Raw genomic sequence first — 25,518 nt, 5'->3', positions numbered from 1 at the left:
TATCGTACAGTTGGTGTAAATTAAACAACTGTTTAAAAATTGGGAGGTCATTTCATGAGTATTATTGATATTAACTGTGATATGGGCGAGAGTTTTGGGGCTTACAAACTTGGAACAGACGAAGAGATTTTAAAATACATAACGTCAGCCAACATCGCATGTGGTTTTCATGCGGGAGATCCTGCGACGATGAGAAAAACCGTTAAATTAGCATTAGAGCATGGAGTTGGAATCGGTGTTCATCCGGGATTGCCTGATCTGGCTGGATTCGGCCGCCGAAACATCGATATCTCTCCACAGGAAGCATATGAGATGGTGGTTTATCAGATGGGTTCGTTGTGGGGATTTGTACAGGCTGAAGGCGGAACGATTCAACACGTGAAACCGCATGGTGCGCTTTATAACATGGCGGCGGTGAGTCGTGAACTGTCAGAAGCGATTGCCGAAGCCGTTTACAAAGTGAATCCTGAGCTTATTTTATTTGGACTTGCAGGGAGTGAGCTCGTTCAAGCTGGTGAAAAGGTCGGGCTGCGCACAGCATCTGAAGTTTTCGCCGATCGTACGTATCAGCAAGATCGCACACTTACTTCACGCAAACTGCCACATGCTGTGATTACGGATGATGATGCGGCTGTCGCACAAGTGATTCGTATGGCTAAAGAGGGAAAAGTGATGACGCAGCAAGATGTTGATGTCGATATTAAGGCAGATACGGTTTGCATCCATGGAGATGGTGCGCATGCACTGAGTTTTGCGAAGAAAATCAGACAAACGTTAGAGGATGCTGGGATCTCTGTACGTAAAATCGGAGAAAGTATTTAAATTAGATTGCAGCAAGCTCAAAGGGACGCACCTTTGAGCTTTTTTTAATGTGTGGTAGATTGGTCAGGTGGTTAGGAGTGGTTTTCAGGTGGTGGAGGGACGATGAGCGGTAAAAAATGAAGGCTCACCGGTGGAAACTCCCACTTTACAGGTGGAACGACCGACTTTACCGGCGAACGTGTAACAAATATAGAAACACGTACCGTAAAACCCCTCTCTATGTCATAATAAAACTGGAAACTTCTACTAAAGAAAGGAAGCATCACACCTATGATTTGGATTCTTTACCTTATCTTTTTTATTCTATCATTGACACTCTCAATACTTGGTGCACCAACGTGGATGTTCATCACGCTGCTAATATTATTTGTAGCAGGCTCTTTTCTAACTCTTCTCTATCCGTTAATGTGGCAAAAAGATGCTGAACAAGTAAAGAAATACTTACTAAAATCAAAGCAGCCGTACCACCGCTTTTTATATGCATTCTTATATGAAGAAAGTGAGGCTGAAACGAAGCTCACGAAAATTAAACAAGCTCAGGCGAGAAAATATGCTGAGATCATGCTCTTCACACAACAAGAAAGATGGGCAGATGTGAAGGAGCTTCTACAGACTATGAAAAAAAGTGATCTCACCCTTTATTATTCTGCAATCGTTGCGATGGAAGAAGGCAGACAAGACGAATACGAGAATTACAAGAAACAATTGAAAGACCGCGATTATGTGACATGGTTAACAGTTGAACAGCATCGACGCAACGGCAACAGAGACGAGGCGTTCGCTATTCTCGATAAACAAATAAGTACCTTAGGTGGACTAAAATTACTATCCGCCCTTCACTATAAAAAGAAGCTACTACATACAGCGTAAACGTCAAAAACTAGAACTCCATTACAAGGAAATCTAGTTTTTTCTTTTTCCAGCACATTCCACGCGTCTTCGAGCTACCTTTATCCGACAAATAACAGTATAATTAGGCATAAAAACATTTTTTGTAAAAAGGCAGGAATATAGGGGATGAATAATTTTAGATTCGGTATTCGCCAGAAAATCATTACTGGCTACATTGTCATCATTGTCTGTTTAATTGCTGCTATTCTTGCGGTGACCAACCAGCTGGATAACATGAAGAGTGAGAGGAACTTTATCATCCAGCATGATATTGCGGTCAGGGACCTTACGAGTCAGATTGAAAAAGATTTGCTAACAATGGAGACGAACAAAAGGGGTTATCTGATTACAGGAGATGAGAGCTATCTTCAGTCTTATGATGAAGCTCGTTCAAAATGGACGAAGGACTTCAACACGCTGAACGAACTTCTCTCTGATAATCCGAATCAGCAAAAAAACGCTGCAACGATTAATGAAAACATTAAAGAATGGATCGCAGTTGCGGGAGATCCGCCTATTAAAATGAAGCAGCAGAACGATACGGCGGGTATCACGGAATTCTTCAGACTAGATCCAGGGCAAGAAAAGACAGCACAAGTGCTTCAGCAATTCGATTCTTTTCGAACAAAAGAAAAAGTACTTACTGAACAACGCGCAGATGATCTGAACGACCAGAATCGATACTTAGAGATCGGTCTTTTTAGTTTGCTCGCATTCGTTGTTATCGCATCTATTACGCTTGCTTATATTATTTCCGGTTCGATCATTAAGACGATCAAAGCGGTAGTTGAGACGATTCGTGCCATGACGTCAGGCGGAAACTTGAGCAGCCGTATTCATGTGAAATCGAACGATGAGATCCGAGACTTAGGAGAAGCGACGAACGAACTGTTGAACTCTTTTGAAGAACGCGACTGGCTACAACGAAGTGTCACGGATGTTGTGAGTAGGAACCAAGGCGTTTCATCGCTTGAAACGCTTGCAGAGATCTTCCTTTCTGCGACAGCACAGATCACGGAATCGTCGTACGGTGCCTTTTATATTAAAGAAGGTAAAGACGAGAACATTCGCTTTGTTAAAAAAGGAGCGTTCGCGGACACGAATGCAGATGTAGGACGAGCTAGCTTTAAGCTAGGACAAGGTCTCATCGGCCAATGTGCACTCGAAAAACGAGTTCAAGTGATCGAAAAGATCGATGGAAACTATACGCTCATTTCTTCTGGACTTGGTGAAACAAAACCGAACAGCATCTTGATTGCGCCGATTGTGCACGAAGATGAAATTGTAGCCGTAATCGAGCTAGCGAGCCTAACGACTTACAGCAACCAGCACATTGCATTTATTGAAAAAGTACTTGAAACATTCGGACTCACGATCAACCGAGTGATCGACCGAATGGAGATTGCAAGACTTCTATCTGAATCACAAGCGATGACAGAAGAACTGCAGGCGCAATCTGAAGAGCTTCAAACGCAATCTGAAGAATTACAGATGCAATCGGAAGAACTGCAGATGATCAACGAACAGCTTGAATCTCGATCACAAGATGCTGAGGAAAAATCGAAGGCACTTGAGATCGCGAAAAAGGACCTTGAAGATAAGGCGAAGCAGTTAGAAACAGGATCTAAATACAAATCAGAGTTTTTGGCGAACATGTCTCATGAACTGAGAACGCCGCTTAACAGTATCTTGATTCTTTCCGAGATGCTTGCTGAAAATGGCAACCAGTCACTTTCTGACGAAGAGTTAGAATTCGCTCGAGTGATTCATTCATCTGGACAAGATCTTCTGAATCTGATCAATGATATTTTAGATCTTTCGAAGGTAGAAGCAGGTAAACTGGAGATCATGCTTAGTGAGGTGAACCTCAGTGAGTTCCCGGCTAACCTGGAAAGAAACTTTACGCATATCGCGGATCAAAAGAATCTTAACTTTACGATCAATATGGCTCCTGACGTCCCACCACTGCTACAGACAGATGAAAAACGTTTTCAGCAGATCGTCAAGAACCTGCTGTCCAACGCGTTTAAGTTTACGGAAAAAGGATCCGTATCTGTTAGCGTGAAAAAGGTTCAGACAGATGTGATCTATAACGGTGTTGATTATTGGTTAGAAGTTGCGATCAAGGATACGGGAATCGGTATTCCGAAAGAGAAGCATGCACTCATCTTCCAAGCTTTCCAGCAAGGGGATGGAGCAACGATTCGCAAATTTGGCGGCACAGGTCTTGGGTTATCGATCAGCAGTGAGTTTGCGAAGCTTTTAGGCGGAAGACTGCAGCTGCAAAGTGAAGAAGGAAAAGGAAGTACGTTTAAACTTCTTATTCCAAGTATCGCTGATGAAAATGTTTCGGTTCAAACGTTTCTTGGTGCATCAGCTGAAGTGGCAACTGCACTTGAACAGTCAGGCAACCCGCTACCTGTCGCAGAACCACCAATAACAGCTAAAATTGTACCTGCAGAACCTGAGGAAGAACAACCATCGATCTCTGTTGATGAAGAGAACGTATTCTACGGTAAAACGGTATTGATCACAGATGACGATAACCGAAATATCTTCGCGCTAAAAACAGCTCTAGAACAAAAAGGAATGAACATTCTAATTGCAAATAACGGCATGGAGTGTCTGGACGTTCTTGATGCGAACAAGAATATAGATCTGATTTTGATGGATATCATGATGCCAGAGATGGATGGCTATGAAACGATGCAGCGCATTCGCGGAACCGGTGAGCACAAGGACTTGCCAATCATTGCGTTAACGGCAAAAGCGATGAAGAACGACCGTGAAAAGTGTCTTGAAGCAGGGGCGTCTGATTATATCAGCAAACCGCTGAAGCTCGAACAGCTCTTTTCTGTAATGCACGTTTGGATGACAAAGTGAGGATCGACCACTGATGAATGATTTCTTATGGAACAACGATGACAACCAGGAAAATAGCATAACGGAAACACTCGAGATGGATCTGTTGTTAGAAGGATTGTACCGCGTATCTGGATTTGATTTTCGCCAGTATATGCGGTCCTCCATCCATAGACGTGTGCACAACCGCATGCAGCTCGAACAGATTCCAACGATTACGGGAGTGCTGGAAAAAGTTCTGCACGAACCCGCTTTTATGACGACGCTGCTCAATGACTTTTCGATCAACGTAACGGAGATGTTTCGTAACCCGGAGTTTTTTCGTGCATTTCGTAAAAAGGTGATTCCCGAGTTGAGAGATCTACCAGAGATCCGCATTTGGCACGCAGGATGTGCCACGGGTGAAGAAGTATACTCGATGGCTATTTTGATGGAAGAAGAAGGCTTAAGTCATAAGACGAAATTTTATGCGACAGACATGAATGAACCAGTGCTGAACAAAGCGCGTACAGGGATTCTGCCGCTGAGCAAGATGAGGACGTACACGAAGAACTATATGGCGGCTGGAGGGACTCAAGCATTTTCTGAATACTATACGACAGACGGCCACTTTGCTTATTTAAAGCCTTCGTTGTTAAAGCAGATCAGCTTTCTGCAGCATAATCTTGTGACGGATCATTCGTTCAATGAATTTCATGTTATTCTTTGTCGAAATGTCTTGATCTACTTTACGGCTGCTCTTCAAAATCAAGTGCATGAGCTGTTTTACGATAGCCTCAGCCCGAATGGTTTTCTTGGACTTGGTGATAAAGAATCCATTCAATTTGCGGACTGTGCAGATAAGTACGCTGATTTTGCGGAACAAGTAAAAATCTATCAAAAAAAATAAAGCAGGAAGAAGGGGTGTGAAAACCTCTTCAATCCTGCTTTTTTATTTGGCTTGAATCATCATGATACACATATCATCGCTCTGACCTTTTTGCTGTTCTTCTGGCATGACAAGATGGATGGGCGAGCGAATGTTACTCCATTTTTCCGAAGCCACGTACTTCAGCTTCTCTAGCATCAATTCTTCGTCGTCATCAGCTTCTAAGACACCATCCGTAAAGAGCAGCATCTGAATGTTGTCTTCGTAATGGATAACAGACTTCTTCACTTCGATTTGTTCAAAGAAACCGACCGCAAAGCAGCTGCGTTCAATCGATTGAAGGGAGTTATCAACGAGCGCATAGCCTTCAGGATGCCCGGCATTTACGTATTCGACCGTCTTTTTCTCCGTATCGATCAAAAGATAGATGCCTGTGAAATAGTAGTTGTAGTCGTTCTTCGGGTTATGCAGAAGTGCCATATAACGGTTCAATTCTTTGATCACGAGCTCCGGATCTTTAAGCTCTTTAATGCTATCCCGCATAACAGAAGAGATGAACATGCAGACAAGAGAAGAGGAAATTCCGTGCCCCATCATATCAAGCAAGATGATGCCATACCGGTGGTCATCGAACTTATGCCAATAATACATATCGCCTGCGAGCTTAAAGGAAGGCAGGTGAGACACGTTAATCGTAATGTTGTCTTCTTTGATCGGAGGATTCAACAAGCCTTTTTGAACTTGCATCGCAAGGTCGAGCTCGTTCTGAATCTTTTGCTCTTGTTCAGCATGCCAGTCTTTTTCGTACTTCAATCGCAGTGCGACTCGAATTCTAGCAAGTAGTTCTACTTTATTAATAGGCTTCGTCACATAATCCATCCCGCCGCAGTCCAGCGCTTCTGCTAACTTCGTAGAGTCTTCAAGCGCGGTGATGAAGATGATCGGAATGTCTTTGAAACGCTCGTCTTTCTGTACGCGCTGACAAGCCTCGATCCCATCGATCTCGGGCATCATGATATCAAGGAGAATCAAGTCGATCGACTTTTTGTTCAGCTCTTTTTCATTTTCTTCGAGGTGATCGAAAAGCTGTTGAGCCGATGAGAGTGAGGTACAGTCTTCGTAGCCTGCATTCTTCAATATTTTTTCTATTACAAATAAATTTACCGTATTATCATCAACGATCAGAATGGACATTCAAACTTCTTCCCCTTATATGTACCATTTATTGTGTGTTCTTCAAATATCATTCATATCTATAACTCTAGTATACAAGTAAATGAGGAAAGGGACTATTTTTTAGATTATTTAGAGTGGGATAGCGGTAGTGGAACAGTTATTAGGAGTGATTCTGTTAGTTATAGCAGAAGTGGGGGTGTCTTACGTAATAGACTGTGTGCAGGATAAGGACATTGTTGCGGTTTGTACACACCAGATAGACTGCTTGAAATATATCCACGGTAATCCAAATTATATTCACGGATAAGCGTAATAATTTCACGGATAACCACAATAATTTCACGTATAAAATAATTTAAACGATTTTCGACACTTATCGCCACAGTAATTATTCATGAAAAGACACATTGCTCAACCTTGTGTTCATTTTAAACATTTTAGTTGACATTAATGTTCGTTTGTAACATTATAATACATATAAGGTGTTCGAAAATAACAAAGGTGATGAAAATAATGCCTAAAGAGCGTAGAGAGCAAATTCTTCAACAATTAAATGAGAACGGAAAAATTGAGATTGAGGACCTAGTAAACGAATTAAATGTTTCGGCGATGACAATCCGCCGTGATCTTGCTTTTCTCGAAGAAACGGAACAGATTATTAGAACGCATGGCGGAGCGATACTTAACAAGCCGTTAGTCGTGGAATCATCTTTCCGAACAAAAGAAGGAAAGTTCAACGATCGGAAGAGAGCAATCGCCGAGAGAGCTGTACAATTCATACAGGATCACTCTACTATTCTTTTAGATTCAGGAACGACAACGTTAGAGATCGCAAAATTGTTAAAAGAGAAAACGACGATCACAGTTGTTACAAATGATATAAAAATTGCAGCTGAGCTTCTAGATACGGATGTGAAAGTAATCGTTACTGGCGGCGAACTTCAAAATACGATTGGAACATTGTTCGGCCCATTAACAGAGCAAATGTTAAAAGGGATTCACGTAGATCTCTTTTTCTTAGGAGCTCATGCGATCCACAGCCGAGCGGGTGTTACAGCACCGACTTATGAGAAGGCTGCGATCAAAAAGCTGATGATTGAAGCATCAGAAAAAACATGGCTCGTGGCTGACTCTAGCAAGTTTGATCAAAAATCATTAACAAAAGTTTGTGATCTAAACCAAATACACGGTTTGATTACAGATCAGCACATTTTAGATGAAACGGAAAAAATACTGAATGAATATTTAGAAGTCGTAACCGTTGAAGGTGGTGAAAAGGGATGAAAGTCGGCGTTATCGCAGATGATCTAACAGGTGCCAATGCGACAGGGGTAAAACTGATCAAGCAAGGTTTTGAAGCGGCAACAATGGTGTATTACGATCAAGAACCAGCTTCAGGAAGTTATAACGCCGTTTGTATCGATACGGATAGCAGGTATGCACGAAAAGATGTGTCCGAGATGCGGATCAAAAAGTCATTGAACAACCTTCAGCGTTGGGGTGCAGATGTTATCTGTAAACGAATCGACAGTACCGTAAGAGGAAACATCGGAACAGAGATCGACATGGTCTTGAATGAACTTGGCGAACGATCGATTGCGGTTGTCGTTGCATCGTTTCCAGATTCAAGCCGAATCACATCTGGCGGTTACTTGCTCGTCGATGGTGTACCTGTTCAAGTGACAGATGTTGCCAAGGATCCGGTCATGCCTCTTACAGAATCATATGTTCCTTCTATTATCAGTAAACAGAGTGAGCATCTTGTATCACACATCGGGCTCGAAACTGTTTTACAAGGAAAGAAAAGAATTCTGCAGGAGTTAAAGGGAAAAATAGACGAGGGAAATCGTATTCTTGTGATGGATGCGGTAACAGATGAAGAGATTGAAGACATCGCCCATGCGATGGCATTGATCGAGGACTACCAACTCGTACCGGTAGACCCTGGACCATTAACAGCTTATTACGCAAAGGCTTACACGTCTCTCCACACACAAAGTAAAAAAATACTCGTCACAGTTGGAAGTGTAACCTCTTTAAGTGGTGAGCAACTAACGTATTTGATCGATAAAACGGATGCGAAACCCGTCTACGTGGATGCTGAGAAATTAGCAAGTCTATCAGAGAGCTGGGAAACAGAAGTTCAAAGAGCTGTGACAGCAGCCTTAGAAGCTATCCATCACCAAGACATCCTGATCATCACGACCAATTCACCCGAAGCAAAACGATTAGAACTAAAACGATTGGCTGAAGAGCAAGGTGTGAGCCAGGATCAACTCGCAAAAAGAATCGCAGATGGGTTAGGAAAGATTACGCGTATTGTCATTCAGTCAACGAATTATGAGATCGGCGGCTGCTTCTCTAGTGGAGGAGATGTTACGGCTTCACTCTGTTCCGTCGGAAGAGCAGAAGGAATTAAGCTGAAAAATGAGGTGCTTCCCCTAGTCGCATACGGTGAATTCATCGGTGGTTATTTTGATGGTATACCGCTTGCGACAAAAGGCGGCATGGTTGGTGACAAAAAAGCGATTCACACGATTGTAAAGCACCTTTTAGCAAACCAAACATCTACAAAGCAAGTTCAATAAATCTTTTAAACAACTGAAGGAGGAACAAAACATGACAACAACAAAAACGACAACAACAGAAAAAGCGATCATCGCAATTCCAATGGGTGATCCTGCAGGTATCGGACCAGAGATCACGATGAAGTCTCTTGCGAAAAAAGAGATTTATGACGTGTGTAAACCACTTGTGATCGGAGATGCTGCGGTACTAGAAAAAGCGATCAAGATCGTAGGTAAAGACCTCGCGATTAATGAAGTAGCATCACCAGCAGAAGGAAAATACGAACTAGGGACAGTTGATGTAATCAACTTAAACAATATTGATATGAACAAACTTCAGTATGGTGAAGTATCTGCTCAAGGCGGACAGGGAGCGTTTGAATACATCAAAAAAGCAGTAGAGCTTGCTACAGCTGGTGAGGTTAAAGCGCTGGCAACAACACCGATCAACAAAGAATCGTTAAAAGCGGCGAATGTTCCTTATATCGGTCATACGGAGATGCTTGAAGCACTTGCAGGTTCAGATGACCCATTAACCATGTTTGAAGTAAAAGGGATGAGAATTTTCTTCTTAACACGCCATCTTTCATTAAAAGATGCGATTGCAGCTATGACGAAAGAACGTGTGCATGATTATTTAGTACGATGTGATCGAGCGCTCGCTCGTCTAGGTGTTGAAAACAGACGGTGGGCTGTTGCTGGACTGAACCCACATAGCGGCGAAGGCGGATTGTTTGGCTGGGAAGAAGTCGAGCAGATCAAGCCAGGTATTGAGCTAGCTGTTGCAGACGGAATCAACGCAGTAGGTCCGGTTCCAGCAGACTCTGTATTCTTCCAAGCACTTAACGGAAAATATGATGCGGTATTGTCCCTATATCATGATCAAGGACATATCGCAGCTAAGATGACGGATTTTCATAGAACCATTTCTATCACGAACGGACTTCCGTTCTTAAGAACTTCGGTAGATCACGGAACAGCGTTTGATATCGCGGGTAAGAACATTGCAGAGAGCACGAGTATGGAAGAATGTATTAAACTGGCAGCTCAATATGCACCGAAATTTACAGCGAACAGCCTTTAAGATAGTCAGATGAAAGTGAAGGGTTCTCATGCCCTTCACTATTATTTCAATAAAATAAAAGCGCTTACATTAAAGGGGGTTAATGAAATGGAAGTTTCAGGAGCACAAATGGTAGCTGGATTAGTTCTTGGGGTTATTGCATTAATTTTTCTCGTTTTAAAAACAAAGATTCACGCTTTTCTAGCTCTGATCATCGCGGCATCAATTGCCGGTCTTGTCGGAGGTATGGAACCTGGTAAAGTCGCTGATACCATCTCGGCTGGGTTCGGTAGTACGCTTGCCTCTATCGGTATCGTTATCGGACTCGGTGTGATGATCGGACGGATTCTCGAAGTGTCAGGAGCGGCTGAAACACTGGCATATTCACTGATAAAAGCAGTCGGCAGGAAAAAGGAAGAATGGGCGATGGCAATTGCGGGTTATGTGGTTTCCATTCCGATCTTTGTTGACTCAGCGTTTGTTATTTTAAATCCACTCGTAAAAGCTCTATCTAAGAAAACGGGCAAGTCGGTCGTATCATTAGGTGTAGCTTTAGCAGTGGGTCTTGTAATCACGCACTCTTTAGTACCGCCAACGCCTGGTCCTTTAGGTGTAGCGGGAATCTTTGGAGTGGATATCGGACTTATGATCGGTCTTGGCCTTCTTTTTGCCATTCCGACTATGATCGCGGGTGTTCTTTACGCCAAATGGATTGGTAAACGAATCTATCAAGTGCCGGATGATTCCGAGCTTGGTTTCACACGACCTACTAAACAAGCAGCTTATCAAGAGTTTATCGAGCTAGCTAGTGCGCGAGAGGATGCTCTACCTTCTTTAGGACGCTCACTTTTACCGATCGTTCTGCCGATTCTACTAATCTTTTTAAACACGACATTAACTGCACTTGAACTTACATCTGGTTTTTACGGAATCCTGATTTTCTTAGGAAAGCCAATTATCGCCGTAAGTATCGGACTCATTGTAGCGATCTACGCTTTAGCCGGTAACTTAAGTCGCTCTGAATCACTTGACCGAATGGAAGAGGGAATTCAGACAGCAGGTATTATCCTTTTAGTTACAGGGGCAGGTGGAGCACTTGGTAATGTTCTTCGTGAAAGTGGAGCGGGGAACTTTATCGCTGAAAAAATTGCAGATCTTCCATTACCGGCGATTTTGATTCCGTTCTTTGTCGCAACGATTGTTCGCCTTGTTCAAGGAAGTGGAACAGTAGCGATGATAACTGCAGCTTCTATTTCAGCACCGATCCTTTCTCAGCTAGATGTGAACATGGCACTCGCCGCTCAAGCTGCAGCGATGGGTTCGATGATCTTCTCGTACTTTAACGACAGCTTGTTCTGGGTAGTTAACCGGATGTTAGGCATTAAAGAGGTAAAAGAACAGATTATGGTCTGGTCTGTACCGACGACGATCTGTTGGTTCGTAGGATTAGTGTCACTGTTAGTCGCGAATATGATTTTTTAAACAGATGTTTAAAAAGAGTCTCATCATGTTGAAATCGTGGTGAGGCTCTTTTGTATATGAAGGGGGTCTTTTACAGCTTGTAATCAAGCTGTGACGACCGCTAAGCAGCTCACGACCACCGCTAACTCCTCCCATGCCATCTAAATCCAATAAAAAAAGAACCTACATCATGTAGATTCTTCTCTATCGAGCATTATTTATGAACAGGATCAACGGCTGATGCCGCATGAACGGGCAATGTGATCCGAAATGAGGTACCTTCTTTCCGTTTGCTGTCTACCAGAATCGTTCCTCCATGGTTGTGAATGATTTTAAAACAGACCATGAGCCCGAGGCCCGTTCCGTTGCATTTTGTCGTGTAGAACGGCTCACCGATTCTTTTTTGTTGCTCATCTGTCATGCCGACTCCGTTATCTTTGACCGTAAGAACAACATGGCCGTCAACAGGAGCAGCAGAGAGCGAAATCTTACCTCCGTCAGGCAGGGCTTCCATCGCGTTTTTTATCATGTTGATGATCACTTGTGTCAGCTGGTTCTTTTCACCGTAGACGAGAGGCATGTCTTTTTCTTTTTCAAATGAAATAATGACGTTGCGTAAATTCGCTTCAGGCTGCATGAGATCGATGACGTTCTGGATGCTTTCAACGATATTGAACCAGCTGAAATAGACAGCATGTGGTTTTGCTAGGACCATTAGTTCACTCACGATAAAATTGATGCGATTGATCTCCGTCAGAATGATGTCTTTAAAGAAGGTATTCTTCTCCTGATCGGATTCGTTAATGAGCTGAACGAGCCCTGCGATCGATGTAAGTGGATTGCGGATCTCATGTGCAATTCCTGCGGCTAAATCGCCGATTAACGAAACCTTTTCAGACTTTAATAGAATCTCCTCTGTTTTCTTTTTCTCCGTCACATCGTATTGGATTGAGATGTGCTGATAAGCCACACCTTCTGGATCTAGAAATGGAACGATCGTCGTATCCACCCAATAGAGCGAGCCGTCTTTCGCTTTGTTGCAGATCTCACCGTTCCATACGCGTCCTGCTTTGATCTCTTGTTTAATATGATGAATGAAGCTATCTGTATGAACGCCTGAATAGAAAATCTTGCCGTGATCCTGTCCGATTAATTCTTCGCGGGTATATTGCGTTAACTCACAAAAGTGATCGTTCACTTGAATGATGCGATCGTCTTTGTCTGTAACGGAGAAGATCGTTCCTTCAAAGAGAGCCGTTCGAATGTTGTTTAACTCTAGGATTGAGATATCTAAATCTCGATTTGTATGTTGAAGAGCTTTTTTCGTGTTATGCATGAATTTAGTATAGTGTGTAACGATTGAACGAGCAGCAGTATCGATCAAAAGGTTCAGGCGATTGGATGCAGTAATAGCACCATTAACGTTAGTACTAGAGGTTCCAAATTCTTCCTTTAACAGCTGTGAGATGATAACACGGGACTCGAAGATAAAATGAAGGGCGTGATCGAGCGGAATTTCCAACTCGGATGAGCGTTGGCCGAATGAGTCAGCCCATTTTTTGATCTTTTCTTCAGCGGTTTGAACATTTTCCGATAAGCCTTCACCTAAGTATTGAAAAAGAATTTCCATCCAGTGAGATACTTTGGTTTTGTAGATCGAAAAATCAGTTCCTAAGTTCTCGATCGGCGTTAGTGTGTCTACAAGTTGTTTGCTGTTTTCTTTTATTTTCGTTCCAAGCGTCTTACAACCTTCCATGGGGTTTGCCTCCTCGAACAGTTTCCGAATGTATCTGTTGAAACCTTCGACATTTCGACAAACATCCCTTCTATTGGAAGAAAAGGAATGATGAAAGTTTTTTAGTAATGCTTTGGTTGTCCTTGTGGGGAGTTGATTTCCGTTTCAGGTGCTCGCTTTCCGGGGGGTAGTGTGGTGAGCCACCTCGGCGCTCTGTGCCCTTAGGTGTCTCACCTGATTGGTTTAAGAAAGTTCCTTGCTCCTGCGTCTACAAGCAAATGCTATTGAGGTGTTTTTCCTCGTCGCATGCCTTACTTAGAAGGTTCTCAAGTGGTAGGCACGCACCTTACACTGCAATCAACTTTTCAAATGGTGTCAAAAAGCAACAATCTTTGATATAAGATACTAAGAATTTATGAAAAATAAAAGTAAACAAAAAAAGACACTCGATCTACTGTGATCAAGTGTCGCTCATTACATCGCTTCTAAGATACTCTCCATGTAGGTTTCGGTAAACACTTGAAAGCATAGATCGAGCATCTGATTTATCTCTTGAATGATAAATATCACTTCTTTTACGCTTGTTTCTTCTTGTTCTGCTAGGCGTTCAATCACATGAAGAATCTCACTGCGAATAAAAATGGTGGATTGCATGGCAACATCTAACGATTGTCCGTATTCAAGGGCATAGCGAGCAGTTTGAATCGCCCAAACTTTTAATCCATCTTCTCTTGCAGACGGCGATAACACGAGTGAGCTGCCGATGAGTTGGACTAACTTCATAATGTAATCGGTTGATGATTGACGATCAAAGAGCTGTTTATCTTTTATCGGATATTTCTTAAACCGTAGTGTAAGTATTTGCTCAGCCAGTTTCGGTGAATCATCGATGAGTGCTTTGGCTAATGTATGTTGGAGCTGATTCAAGATGGTAACCCCCTAATTTAAAAGATATATGTATTGAAATGTTAAGAAAATAAAGCTTTACCTTTAGTATTACTTAATCAGATAGGCTTGTCACGAACAATCGAGCTATTATAGACCAAATTTACAAAGAGGGCAGCTGAATAATCAGCTGCCCTCAGTTTCTGGTTGTTTTTCTTTTATAAAGAAAGAGATCACTAAACCGATCAAAGATAAAACGGATACGACGATAAAGGCCATGTTCGCGCCATACATATCGGGGTGTGTAATGTCTGGGCGCTCTGCCGCGGTTTCGGCAGTTGTGGTCATGACGGTCACTAAAATCGCAGTACCAACTGATGCAGCGATCATCTTCATCGTATTATCCATTGCCGCTCCGTGCGGGATCAATCGCTTCGGAAGCCGGTTGAGTCCAGCAGTTGCAACAGGCATCATAACCATCGCAAGACCAAACATCCGTATGCCGTACATCACGGTTAAGAAGGTAAAAGATGTAGCGGGACTTAAAGTGGCGAAAGCGAATGATGATCCTGTTATAATCGTTAATCCGATAATCGCCAGCCACCGCGCACCAAACTTATCGAACAGCCTTCCTGTGATCGGTGACAAAAGCCCCGTGATGAGTGCACCTGGTAAGAGTGCAAGACCTGCTTCAAACGCTGTAAAGTCTCTCATGTTCTGCATGAATAGCGGTATGATCGTCTCCGCTCCAATCAATCCTAAGAATGTGATCATTCCGATGATGATCGTAAGCGGGAAGATGGAGTTCGCGAACACTCTGAACTCAAGCATCGGGTGTGCTAAACGCAGTTGTCGTGTGATGAATAAAACAAGAGCCACGACACCGATCGCGAGCCAAAGCAGAGTGCTTGGTGCGGTCCATCCTAAATTACCTGCACAAGTGAATCCGTATAGCAATCCTCCAAAACCGAAAGACGACAGAATGATCGATGTTACATCTACCTTTGTTTTTGAAGTTTCCGTAACATTTTTTAAAGCAAAAAAGGCTACGATAATATCAATGATGGCAATCGGTAAGATGATGAAAAAGAGTATCCGCCAAGAGTAATGTGATGTTACCCAGCCTGAAAGAGCAGGACCGATAGCAGGTGCGAATGAGATCACGAGCCCGACCAATCCCATCGCTGATCCGCGCTTATTCACTGGGAAAATCATAAGAAACACGGTCTGCATAAGAGGCAACATTACCCCAGCTCCACTTGATTGGATGACCCTTCCGAGTAAGAGTGTCTCAAAATTTGGCGCCAGTCCTGCAACGAGTGTTCCAACAGCGAAAACGCTCATCGCAGAAATAAATAGCTGCCGTGTCGTGAACCGTTCGAGCAAAAACGCACTGACGGGAATCATGATCCCGTTGACGAGCATGAATACGGTTGTCAGCCATTGAGCGCTGTTCGCCGTAATGTTCATTTCTTTCATGATCGGCGGAATCGCAGTGATCATTAGTGTTTGGTTTAATATCGCAATAAACGTACCAGCCAGCAGCAAGGCAACGATCGTCGATTGTTTATAATTTTGTGAGGTTTCCATAGTCGTTCATTCCCATCTAACATGTCATGATGTGTAAAGCTTACAGGATTTTAATCGGAATTGATATAAAGTTGCTTTCATGAAAAGCATCTTCTTCCTCATGACATACACTAATCAAAAAGCGGGTGAGTGATATGGAAGAAGAGCAGTTAGCCGCGCTGGATGAAGTTCTGTTGATCGTCGATATGATTACCATTCTATTATTAGAAGATCGACCTCTTTTAGGTATCGTTTCTGTGGGTCTGCTTAAAATAGTAGCGAAAGATCGTTTGATCAGAATCGCTTTTATTTTGCTGATCATCGTGATAAATGTCAGCCGGAGATAAAAAAACACTCATTTATTCCTGGGTAGTAGGATGGCTGTTTTCGACGAAATGATACAGGATTAAACAATTCATACTATTCAAATGATTTCGTCGTTATTCTACAATAAGGAACAAAAGGAGGGTTTTCGTGAAGATATCATTTGGAAGAAGTATAGGAATGACATGCGCTTTGTTGCTCGGAGTCGTTATATTTGAAAATGGTGAAACAGCAGAAGCCAAGAATCAGACAAGCTGCTTTGATTCGAATGTAGCGTTAACAGCAGAAGAAGAGAGAATTGAGGATGGCAGACCGATCCCGCAACAGTTATTGAAGGAAAGTGAATTTACCTCATACGTGGATCGTTTTAAAAAAGACCTCTGTTCAGCAAGAAGTCCAGAAAAAGCTGAAAAAGTGATACAGAAGCATGGAACGGCATTATGGAAAACAGCCGTTGACCGCGCTCAAGGAAAAAGACCAGATTTAGGTGAGCTCGATTCGTATGATGATCGACCACTATACTGGGCAAGATTACATATGACAAGTGCTCTCAGACAATGGGATCCTGCGTTTAACGTGACGAAAGAACAACGCGATAAGCTGATGAAATCGTTAGAATACACATCAAGAGGCATTACGACGATCGATTATCCGAAAAGCAAAAAAGTGAAGCGGATCCTTGTGAGTGGATTCGATCCGTACCGCCTTGAACAAGAATTTAGACGAACCAACCCTTCAGGTGCAAGCGGTCTGCAGCTCGACGGACGATGGGTGTGGACAGGTGATGGGCTAGCCTTGATACAGGCGGCGAATTTCCCTGTTCGATGGGATGACTTTGAAGATGGAATTGTGGAGAACACGTTCGGTCCATTTTTGAAGCAAGGCTCGAAACAAGTGGACTTAATCATGACCATCAGCCAAGGCGGACCGCGTAAGATGGCGATCGAAGGATATGCCGGACGCTATCATACGGGAGCTGACAACAAGCTCGAAGAACGAGCGGAAGTCACACCACCTGTAGCTCATTGGCCAATGCCAAAGCCGCTTCCGGAGTTTATTGAAACCACTCTTCCATATGAAGAGATGATTGCGGCTGAAACGGGACCGTGGCCCGTTTTCCGAAATGATGAAGTATGTGAATGGCTGCCGCCAAACTTTGAAGACCCAGCAGTTTGTAATGAAGATGGACCAACACCGGGCTCTAAAGCGAAAGAGGGTGGAGGCGGAAGCTATCTGTCTAACGAAAGCATGTACCGCTCGAATCGCGTTCGCTTAGGTCTTGGTGCGACCGATATTCCAGGTGGACATCTGCATATAGCAGCACAAGAATTTTACCCAGAGGACAAATCCGTATATATGACGGAGGAGTTTAAGGAATTCCGCCGCAATACAGTGGATCAAACAGTTAATCTCGTGGAAGCTGCTGCTCGAGCGGTGAAATAGAATAGGTCGAGGAAGAATGTCTCTCATACTGATGAGGGGCATTTTTTTGTGGGTTTGATGGGACTTTGAGGGGCAGGAATGATGACAAGAATGATGACTCATAGAAACATGTTGAAGACCCATAGAGTGTGAACGACGACCCATACAATATTGGTTTGACTCATAGAAACCGCTTTATGACTCATAGGATGTTCATGACGACCCATAGAAAGGCTATGATGACCCATAGAAGTCTCGTGACGACTCATAGATGATTTTTCGGTTCGTTTTAGAAATGTAATGAAACACGCTTAAACAAGCCAACACTCGAAAAATTCAACAATTGAAACTTTTTTTACAAAAAAGTGATCTGATTTGACTACTTTTTGCGTATATATTATATTACTGTACTTATGGACTGGCTTTAACTAAAGAGGTGTTGCAACATGAATATCGTTAAAGTGTTAAACCAACTAGGTGACCGATTTCTCAAATTGAGGGTGTACGATTTATCGGCACAGATGGCCTATTATTTTTTAATGTCGGTCTTTCCATTTTTGCTTGTTATCTATTCATTGCTGACATATTTACCACTAAGAGAAGAAAATATTTTAGAGCTAGTCCAGCCGTATGCGCCAGAGAGCACATACAATCTAATTGATAAGACATTATCCTATACCGTTATGAGACAAGAAGGAAATCTGTTGTCGTTCAGCTTGATCGTCACTTTGTGGCTTTCATCGATGGGTTTTCAAAGTATGAAGCGTATCATGAACGATGCGTACCAAGTGCGAAATAACGAGAACATGCTAAAACAGATCTTAGAAAGTCTGTTGTTAACCGTTGGATTCATGATCGCTGTTCTGTTCTCTGTATTTGTTCCGTTGTTTGAAAAAATCCTGCGGGTGTATTTGGAAGGCATCTTTTCGAACCTAGCTTTTCAAAAGCTATGGATCATTATCCAGTGGGGAATAGGAACTGTGTTTCTGCTATTGTTTTTCATCATGCTATATTCCTTTGCCCCGAGCATCAAGCTTGGATTTAAAAATGTACTTCCGGGTGCATTTCTTGCGACGATCGGCTGGCAGCTCGTTTCGATGGGCTTCGCTACGTACGTGAGTGGAAGTAACTATTCTGCGCTTTACGGGCAAGTAGCAGGTCTCGTCGTTCTGATGCTGTGGTTCTACCTGTCAGCGATGATCATCATACTTGGTGGATTGCTGAATACGGTGGTGTACCCGGCGGAAAGTGAATAGATGTAAGTTTTGGAGGCTGATCCCTTGGAGGGATTAGTCTTTTTTTGCGGGTGAGTGAATGTGTGAAATTGTTTGGGGTCTGACCCCGGGTCAGACCCCAAACAATTCAGACAGTTTTTATCATTCAAATGGAAATTTTACGGTACGCGTTTTAATATTTGTTACACGTTCACCGCTAATGTTCTTGTTTCCACCTGTAAACGTAACATATTCACCGGTAACATTGCTGTGAGCACCGATGAAGGCACCTTTTTCACCGATAAAATGCTCGTCACCACCGCAAAGAACAACTTTCGTACCTAAATTGTCATCCTCACACCTAAAAAACCATTCCCAAAAAAGAAAAGAGAATCTACCAAAGTAGATTCTCTCCTCATTTAACGATTCCAACTACAAAACACCGTACTTTTCATCACGAACATCAGTAATGAACATGTGTCCGGGAGCATGCGTGATCATGATTTCAGGCTTCACATGCATCGCGACGGCTTGAGGCGTTACCCCACAAGCCCAAAACACAGGAACTTCACCGTCATGAATCTGAACAGGGTCACCGAAATCTGGCTGATATAAATCATGCACACCGATCGCTTCTGGGTTACCGATATGAACTGGTGCTCCGTGAACAGAAGGGAAGCGGCTTGTGACCTGAACCGCTCGAACGACATCTTTTTCAGGAACCGGACGCATGCTAACGACCATCGGACCTTCGAAACGTCCAGCTTTCTCGCATTCTATGTTTGTTTTAAACATCGGAACATTGCATCCTCGCTCGATATGACGAACAGGAATGCCGTTATTCATCAGCGCATGTTCGAACGTAAAGCTGCAACCGAGCAGAAAGCCGACCATGTCTTCATTCCATAGCGAAGTAATATCGGTACACTCTTCAACAAGTTCGCCATGCCGATAGACGTTATACTTCGGTATGTCCACACGTAGATCGGCATCAGGTGCAACAAGTGCAGGAACAGCAGAACCTGGCTCAGTAACATCAAGCACCGGACAAGGCTTCGGATTTCGCTGACAGAAAAGGAGGAACTCAAACGCCAGATCTTTCGGCAAAACCACAAGATTTCCTTGTGTGAAGCCGTTTGCGAGTCCGCTTGTTGGCTTCCTCCACTCACCGCGGCGTATTAGTTCACGAGCTTCAACTGGAGTTAAACGGTCTAGTGCGTTCATAACAAGCTCCCCTTTTTATAGTAGTATTTATGCGAAAAGTTTCGGAACTTCTGTGTACATCGTGTAGACACTCATTGCGGCCATCATCAGAACGATCACGACGCCAAAGATTGTCATCCACATCGGATGTTTGTAGTCTCCGACAATCTTAGGTTTGTATGCTGCAATCAGCATCACACCAAGTGAAATTGGTAGAATGAGTCCGTTTAAAGCCCCTACTAGAATTAGAATCGCAACTGGCTTTCCAACGAGCGCGAAGACAATGGTTGAAACAGCGATAAAACCGATGATGATCCATTTATGATACTTTTCGAGTGTTGCATTCAACGTACGGATAAAGGAAACCGACGTATACGCTGCACCAACAACAGACGTGATGGCAGCTGCCCACATAACGACACCGAACATTTTATAACCAATGTTTCCGGCAGCTAACTGGAATACAGAAGCTGGCGGGTTTTTAGGATCAAGTGCAAGTCCTTGAGACACGATTCCAAGCGCCGCTAAAAATAAGAAAATACGCATGATAGATGCTATACCGATTGCCGAGATCGAACCTTTTGTCACTTCACCTAAGCTTTCTTTTCCTTTAATACCTGCATCAAGCAACCTGTGTGCTCCGGCAAACGTGATATATCCACCGACCGTTCCACCGACAAGTGTGACAATGGCTAAAATATCAATCGTGTCAGGTACGAACGTTTTCGCCACAGCTTCTCCAATAGGAGGCTGTGCAGTGAACATCACATAAACAGTCAAAGCGATCATGATGAATCCCGCAACTTGTGTAAATCTGTCCATCGCTTTTCCAGCTTCACGCACAACGAATACTAAGATGGCAACGATACCACTGAGTACTGCTCCCATTGTAGGGGAGACACCGAACAGAACGTTTAGACCAAGACCAGCACCGGCTATATTTCCGATGTTAAACGCAAGTCCGCCTATGACAATCAGTACAGCGAGGAAAACACCTAAGCCTGGTACAACTGCGTTCGCGATATCTTGTGCTCTTCTTTCAGATACTGCAATAATCCGCCAAACATTCATCTGTGCACCGATATCAATGATGATGGATGTTAAAATGACAAATCCAAAACTCGCTGCGAGTATGGATGTAAAGTGCGTCGTTTGTATTAAAAACCCTGGCCCAATCGCTGATGTTGCCATCAAGAACGCGGCTCCTAGCAGAATACTAGCTTTTGACTCTTTCTTCATAACGTACCTCCTAAATTACTTCGTTTCTTGTCGTATTTTAAGTGCGATTCCTTGTTTTAACTGATGCAATTTTTTTTCGCGATCTAAGTAGAGTTGTTGAGCCACTTCATGTGAAACTTCGACAAACTGAACTTTGTCTCCGGGCTTAAGCTGCGCCATAATTGAGAGATCAACCGTGGCGATCTGTCCGATCTTTGGGTATCCGCCAGTAGTTTGACGATCTGCGAGCAGTACGATTGGATTGCCTTCAGAGGGAACTTGAATCGTTCCAAAGCTTACAGCCTCAGAAAGCATCTCTTGTTTCTCTTCGAGAGCGAGTTCAGGTCCCTTTAAACGGTAACCCATCCGATCTGACTGTGAAGTAACCTCAAAATGGTCGGTAAAAAGCTTCATCTGGCTTTCTGTTGTGAACCAGTCGTATTGTCTTCCTTTCATAACCCGGACTTGCGGTTTAGAAGCAGAAGAGGCGATAAAATCAGAAGAGATCGTCCATTGCATCTCCACGAATTTATTCTCTCCAAGCTGTGCTGCTAAAACTCTAGTTATCTTTCCGGAAAGCTCACTGAGTTCGCCGATAGAAAGCTCATCATCATTCTGTAGAGCTTTTCCGTTATGTCCGCCGATTCCAGCTCGTAAATATGTAGATTTACTGTTCATTACTTCTGGCACATCGAAACCGCCCGCAACAGCGAGATATGCACGACATCCCGTTTTACAGCCGCCGAATTTTAGCTTGCTGCCCGCCGTCACAAGGACCGAGCGCCATAACTTCACAGGTTTTCCGTCAATGGAAGGAGAAAGATTCCCCCCGCAGATTGAGATCAGCGTATCTTCTTTAAACTCCATATCAGGTCCGAGCAACGTAAGTTCTAATGTTGCTTCATTCTCAGCATTTCCAACTAAAGAATTTGCTATCCGATGTGCAGTCGTGTCCATGACACCACTCGTGATCACACCATATTTTTGAAAACCGTAACGGCCTAAATCTTGAACACTCGTTAGGAGGCCAGGCTTTGTAATTTTAATCATCTCGCGTCCTCCTCTATTCTTTGAAACTCTTCTTCTGAGATCGGTACAAACTTGATCTGATCACCCGCTTGAAGCAGGGAAGGCGTATCACCTTCAGGAGTGAAAAGCTTTTCCGGTGTTTTACCGATGAGCTGCCATCCGCCAGGCGTTTCGATTGGATACACGCCTGTCTGTTTGCCAGCGATTCCGACAGAACCGGCTGGAATCTTCAGTCTCGGATTACTTCGTCTCGGTGCTGCGATTTTTTCACTCATGCCACCGATATACGGAAAGCCAGGGGCGAAACCAATCATATAAACGGTGTATTCACCATTCGAATGGATATCAATCACTTCGTCAACACTGAGTCCGTTGTGATTCGCGACTTCTTCTAAGTCAGGACCAAACTCACCGCCGTAACAGACGGGAATCTCCACCACACGAGGTTCAGCATCACCATCAACCTCTAACTTTTCTAAAAGCGGTTCCAAAAATGCGCATACTTCATCATAAGGAAGTGTCGTTGTCTTGATTTTCAAAGGATCATAAAAAACAGCCACAGTCGTAAAACCAGGAACGGTTTCAATCACCCAATCAAAGCTATGATCTTCAAAGAAAGCGGAGACTTTTTTGACTTTTTGCTGGATCTCATGGCTCATGTCCTGTCCGAGTTCAATGATCATGCTGTTATCGCCAAGTGGCTCAATGGTAAATTTCATCGTCAGATCTCCTGTCTTTTTATGTAAAATTAATCAGAATATTTGTATATTTATAAAGGTCTAGTATATCGGAATATGTGACAAAATCAAACCTACATTCTTAGATTCCCGATAGTAATAATTTCTAGTCCGATTTTTTTATGGTATCAGGTGGTTTATCTTTAAACAAACGTTTAGAATGGGAGGGACTATACCCATGTGGGGAGATGTGAAAAGCGTGTATAATGAACCTATTTTTCTAAAACCTGTATTCAAGGACCGAATCTGGGGCGGTACGAAGCTTCGCGATGAGTTCGGTTATAAGATTCCGACTGAAACTACAGGTGAGTGCTGGGGAATTTCCGCCCATTCGCACGGGCCGAGTGAAGTCGTGAACGGACCATTAAAAGGAGAGACGCTGAACTCGGTCTGGGATAAGCATCGAGAACTTTTTGCTGACCAAGAAGGTGAAGACTTTCCGTTGCTTGTAAAAATTTTAGACGCAAAGACCGACCTGTCCGTTCAAGTACATCCCGACGATTCGTATGCGCGAGAAGTAGAAGGTGAGGCATTCGGTAAAACAGAATGTTGGTATGTGATCGACTGTGAGCCAGGAGCAGAGCTTGTTTATGGACATCACGCAGGTTCTAAACTTCAGTTTGAAGAGATGGTTAACGATAACCGTTGGGACGAGCTGCTTCGTAAAATGGCGATCAAGCCAGGTGACTTCGTTTATGTACCGAACGGAACGATCCACGCGATCGGCGCAGGCACGATGATTCTTGAAACGCAGCAAAGCTCAGATGTTACGTATCGTGTGTACGATTACGATCGTCGTGATGATGAGGGGAATCTGCGCGAACTGCACATCGAAAAATCGATTGAAGTCGCGATGATTCCACATGAAGACGCTGACTTCGAACCGGTGTTGTCAGGAAACGATGACTTAAGAATCAAAAAACTGGTGAAAGAGAGCTACTTTACCGTTTATCATTGGAATCTAGCTGGTGATGTTTCGGAAGTCGATAATCCATCTTATTTGCTCGTAAGCGTCTTAGATGGTGAAGGGGAACTGAAGGTAGAAGGTGGAACGACGTCTACTTTTAGTAAAGGTGACCATTTTATCGTTCCTTCCACAATAAAAAGCTTCGGAATGAACGGTGATGCACGGTTCATCGTGTCACATCCGACTCTATAGAGAAGAACAAACAACCGGAATGTTGGAATTCCGGTTGTTTTTTGTTGGATAGAGGTGTTGTGAGAAGCTTAACGGTGAAAAGGTGTAGTTTTCATGTGGTTATAGTAGAGTTAGCGGTGGTCAGAAGCTCATCACAGGTGGAATACACATCTTACCGGTGGAATCTCGACTTTTATCGGCGAACGTGTAACAAATATAAAAACATGTAGCGTAAAAACCCACATAAACTACCTACCCTGCGATTTCCAGCTAGATCTACCTCTTAATCGTTTACTTTCATAGTAGATTCACGCTTCAACAGTTTTGCCGGCAGCAACAATTCTGTGATTGGTTCATCCTCATTAGCCATCCGCCAAACAAGTTGCTCGATTGCTTTTCTTCCGTACAACTGCAGATCAATATCCACTGTTGTAATCTTGGGGTTCGCTAACCGAGATAGTTGTCCGTTATCGAAGCTGCATACGGACGCCTCCTCTGGAACATGAATTCCATTTCGTTGCAGAGAGGACTGTACGAAAAATCCGAGTCCGTCGTTCACACAGAACCATGCCGTTGGCGGTGTCGATACCGTTGTAATCAAGTCCTTGACGGATTTTTCATCTTCTTCAACAGAGGAGAAGATAAGATTGTCATCCGCAGCTAATTTGTGTTCTTGTAATGCCAACAAATAACCCTCGAGTCGCTCTTGGTAACTTGGCGAGAACCGAGTATCACCTACAAAAGCGATCTTCTCATGCCCTAGGTCAATGAGGTGTTTGACAGCGGTATACGCTGCGAACCGATTGTTCGTTAGTATTGCATCTGCTTGGATCAAAGGATGGTGGTGATCAATCGTTACGGTTGGTATACCGGTAGAGATCACTTTGTTCATATAGTCTGTACTAATGTGAGAAAGGATGAGCACGCCGTCCACTTGTTTATTCTCAATAAAAGAAGGCAGAGTAAGGTTATCCCTCATCTCATTGCTAATAGATTGAATAAGAACATTCAACCCTCTGTTCGTTGCCTCTTTTTCTACACTTAAATAGATTTCTCCAAAAAAGCTTTGAAGGGAAAACGCGAAATCAGATGCGATCAGTCCGATGTTGCCTGTTTGATGAGAATCGGATCGAGAAGCCATCGTCTTGTAGTGATATCCCAATTCATTTGCTGTTTTTTGTATTTTCTTCCGGGTGGCAGGACTCACACCAGCTTTACCAGACAGAGCCTGTGACACAGAGTTTTTAGAAATATTTAAGGCATCTGCAATATCTTGCATGGATACTTTTTTAGCCATTACTTAAACAAACCTTCCTTGAAAAAAGATTTTGTCA

22 protein-coding genes are annotated in these 25,518 nt (G+C 43.3%); 12 read left to right on the top strand and 10 right to left on the bottom strand.

Translation table 11 applies throughout. The annotated features are described in order from the left end of the window. Positions 1-54: 54 nt before the first annotated feature. From IHV11_RS13325 to IHV11_RS13310, 4 genes are all read left to right on the top strand, one after another. Positions 55-822, top strand: coding sequence for a LamB/YcsF family protein (locus tag IHV11_RS13325; protein WP_197195101.1), 768 nt, complete (start codon positions 55-57; stop codon positions 820-822). A gap of 270 nt (positions 823-1,092) precedes the next feature. Then, the gene (locus IHV11_RS13320) at positions 1,093-1,692 is read left to right on the top strand and encodes a hypothetical protein (protein WP_197195100.1); all 600 of its coding nucleotides are present in this window, start codon (positions 1,093-1,095) and stop codon (positions 1,690-1,692) included. A gap of 147 nt (positions 1,693-1,839) precedes the next feature. Further along, positions 1,840-4,596, top strand: a complete 2,757-nt coding sequence (locus IHV11_RS13315) for a CHASE3 domain-containing protein (RefSeq protein WP_197195099.1) — start codon at positions 1,840-1,842, stop codon at positions 4,594-4,596. Between the two features lie 13 nt (positions 4,597-4,609). Then, complete coding sequence (locus tag IHV11_RS13310; RefSeq protein WP_197195098.1) at positions 4,610-5,464, top strand: CheR family methyltransferase; 855 nt, start codon at positions 4,610-4,612, stop codon at positions 5,462-5,464. A 42-nt stretch (positions 5,465-5,506) separates the two neighbouring features. Here the strand turns inward: IHV11_RS13310 and IHV11_RS13305 are convergent, their stop codons facing one another. Then, positions 5,507-6,637, bottom strand: coding sequence for a fused response regulator/phosphatase (locus IHV11_RS13305; protein WP_197195097.1), 1,131 nt, complete (start codon positions 6,635-6,637; stop codon positions 5,507-5,509). 495 nt (positions 6,638-7,132) lie between these two features. Between IHV11_RS13305 and IHV11_RS13300 the strand changes: the two genes are divergently transcribed. From IHV11_RS13300 to IHV11_RS13285, 4 genes are all read left to right on the top strand, one after another. After that, positions 7,133-7,903 (top strand): DeoR/GlpR family DNA-binding transcription regulator, encoded by a 771-nt coding sequence (locus tag IHV11_RS13300; RefSeq protein WP_231620339.1) that lies wholly within the window; start codon positions 7,133-7,135, stop codon positions 7,901-7,903. After that, positions 7,900-9,207 carry a four-carbon acid sugar kinase family protein gene (locus IHV11_RS13295; protein WP_197195096.1) on the top strand — a complete coding sequence of 436 codons (1,308 nt, stop codon included), beginning with the start codon at positions 7,900-7,902 and terminating at the stop codon, positions 9,205-9,207. Before IHV11_RS13300 ends, IHV11_RS13295 begins: the two co-directional genes overlap by 4 nt. Positions 9,208-9,238: 31 nt before the next feature. Further along, on the top strand, positions 9,239-10,270 hold the full coding sequence (pdxA, locus tag IHV11_RS13290) for a 4-hydroxythreonine-4-phosphate dehydrogenase PdxA (protein WP_197195095.1): 1,032 nt from the start codon (positions 9,239-9,241) through the stop codon (positions 10,268-10,270). 87 nt (positions 10,271-10,357) lie between these two features. Further along, positions 10,358-11,731 (top strand): GntP family permease, encoded by a 1,374-nt coding sequence (locus tag IHV11_RS13285; protein ID WP_197195094.1) that lies wholly within the window; start codon positions 10,358-10,360, stop codon positions 11,729-11,731. Between the two features lie 193 nt (positions 11,732-11,924). Here the strand turns inward: IHV11_RS13285 and IHV11_RS13280 are convergent, their stop codons facing one another. The 3 genes from IHV11_RS13280 to IHV11_RS13270 all read right to left on the bottom strand — a co-directional run bounded on the left by IHV11_RS13280 (position 11,925) and on the right by IHV11_RS13270 (position 15,920). Next, the gene (locus tag IHV11_RS13280) at positions 11,925-13,466 is read right to left on the bottom strand and encodes an ATP-binding protein (protein WP_197195093.1); all 1,542 of its coding nucleotides are present in this window, start codon (positions 13,464-13,466) and stop codon (positions 11,925-11,927) included. Between the two features lie 453 nt (positions 13,467-13,919). Further along, positions 13,920-14,372: a hypothetical protein gene (locus IHV11_RS13275; protein WP_197195092.1), complete on the bottom strand. Its 453-nt coding sequence runs from the start codon at positions 14,370-14,372 to the stop codon at positions 13,920-13,922. Between the two features lie 144 nt (positions 14,373-14,516). Then, positions 14,517-15,920 (bottom strand): DHA2 family efflux MFS transporter permease subunit, encoded by a 1,404-nt coding sequence (locus IHV11_RS13270; RefSeq protein ID WP_197195091.1) that lies wholly within the window; start codon positions 15,918-15,920, stop codon positions 14,517-14,519. Positions 15,921-16,054: 134 nt separating this feature from the next. On the opposite strand from IHV11_RS13270, the gene IHV11_RS13265 reads away from it, so the two are divergent. The 3 genes from IHV11_RS13265 (at position 16,055) to IHV11_RS13255 (ending at position 18,901) form a co-directional block, all read left to right on the top strand. Further along, complete coding sequence (locus tag IHV11_RS13265; protein WP_197128734.1) at positions 16,055-16,246, top strand: hypothetical protein; 192 nt, start codon at positions 16,055-16,057, stop codon at positions 16,244-16,246. Positions 16,247-16,373: 127 nt separating this feature from the next. Continuing rightward, the gene (locus IHV11_RS13260) at positions 16,374-17,666 is read left to right on the top strand and encodes a hypothetical protein (protein ID WP_197195090.1); all 1,293 of its coding nucleotides are present in this window, start codon (positions 16,374-16,376) and stop codon (positions 17,664-17,666) included. 425 nt (positions 17,667-18,091) lie between these two features. Beyond that, the gene (locus IHV11_RS13255) at positions 18,092-18,901 is read left to right on the top strand and encodes a YihY/virulence factor BrkB family protein (protein ID WP_197195089.1); all 810 of its coding nucleotides are present in this window, start codon (positions 18,092-18,094) and stop codon (positions 18,899-18,901) included. Between the two features lie 120 nt (positions 18,902-19,021). Here IHV11_RS13255 and IHV11_RS13250 read toward each other — a convergent pair whose 3' ends face one another. Genes IHV11_RS13250 through pxpB form a run of 5 tightly spaced genes read right to left on the bottom strand, consistent with a single transcriptional unit; the run spans position 19,022 to position 23,028 of the window. Next, positions 19,022-19,291 (bottom strand): hypothetical protein, encoded by a 270-nt coding sequence (locus tag IHV11_RS13250; RefSeq protein WP_197195088.1) that lies wholly within the window; start codon positions 19,289-19,291, stop codon positions 19,022-19,024. Continuing rightward, entirely contained in the window at positions 19,292-20,083 is a 792-nt protein-coding gene (locus IHV11_RS13245; RefSeq protein ID WP_197195087.1) for a putative hydro-lyase, read from the bottom strand. Positions 20,084-20,110: 27 nt separating this feature from the next. After that, the gene (locus IHV11_RS13240) at positions 20,111-21,301 is read right to left on the bottom strand and encodes an NRAMP family divalent metal transporter (protein ID WP_197195086.1); all 1,191 of its coding nucleotides are present in this window, start codon (positions 21,299-21,301) and stop codon (positions 20,111-20,113) included. Positions 21,302-21,316: 15 nt separating this feature from the next. Further along, entirely contained in the window at positions 21,317-22,330 is a 1,014-nt protein-coding gene (locus IHV11_RS13235) for a biotin-dependent carboxyltransferase family protein (RefSeq protein WP_197195085.1), read from the bottom strand. Further along, on the bottom strand, positions 22,327-23,028 hold the full coding sequence (gene pxpB / locus IHV11_RS13230) for a 5-oxoprolinase subunit PxpB (protein ID WP_305069362.1): 702 nt from the start codon (positions 23,026-23,028) through the stop codon (positions 22,327-22,329). Before pxpB ends, IHV11_RS13235 begins: the two co-directional genes overlap by 4 nt. Positions 23,029-23,245: 217 nt before the next feature. Between pxpB and manA the strand changes: the two genes are divergently transcribed. Then, on the top strand, positions 23,246-24,205 hold the full coding sequence (manA, locus tag IHV11_RS13225; protein WP_197195457.1) for a mannose-6-phosphate isomerase, class I: 960 nt from the start codon (positions 23,246-23,248) through the stop codon (positions 24,203-24,205). Between the two features lie 262 nt (positions 24,206-24,467). Here the strand turns inward: manA and IHV11_RS13220 are convergent, their stop codons facing one another. Next, the gene (locus IHV11_RS13220) at positions 24,468-25,481 is read right to left on the bottom strand and encodes a LacI family DNA-binding transcriptional regulator (protein ID WP_197195084.1); all 1,014 of its coding nucleotides are present in this window, start codon (positions 25,479-25,481) and stop codon (positions 24,468-24,470) included. Positions 25,482-25,518: the final 37 nt, after the last annotated feature.

Origin of the sequence: Fictibacillus sp. 26RED30, from assembly GCF_015903845.1 — a bacterium.
Lineage (GTDB): Bacteria > Bacillota > Bacilli > Bacillales > Fictibacillaceae > Fictibacillus > Fictibacillus phosphorivorans.
This window is presented reverse-complemented; position numbering and strand designations above follow the sequence as displayed.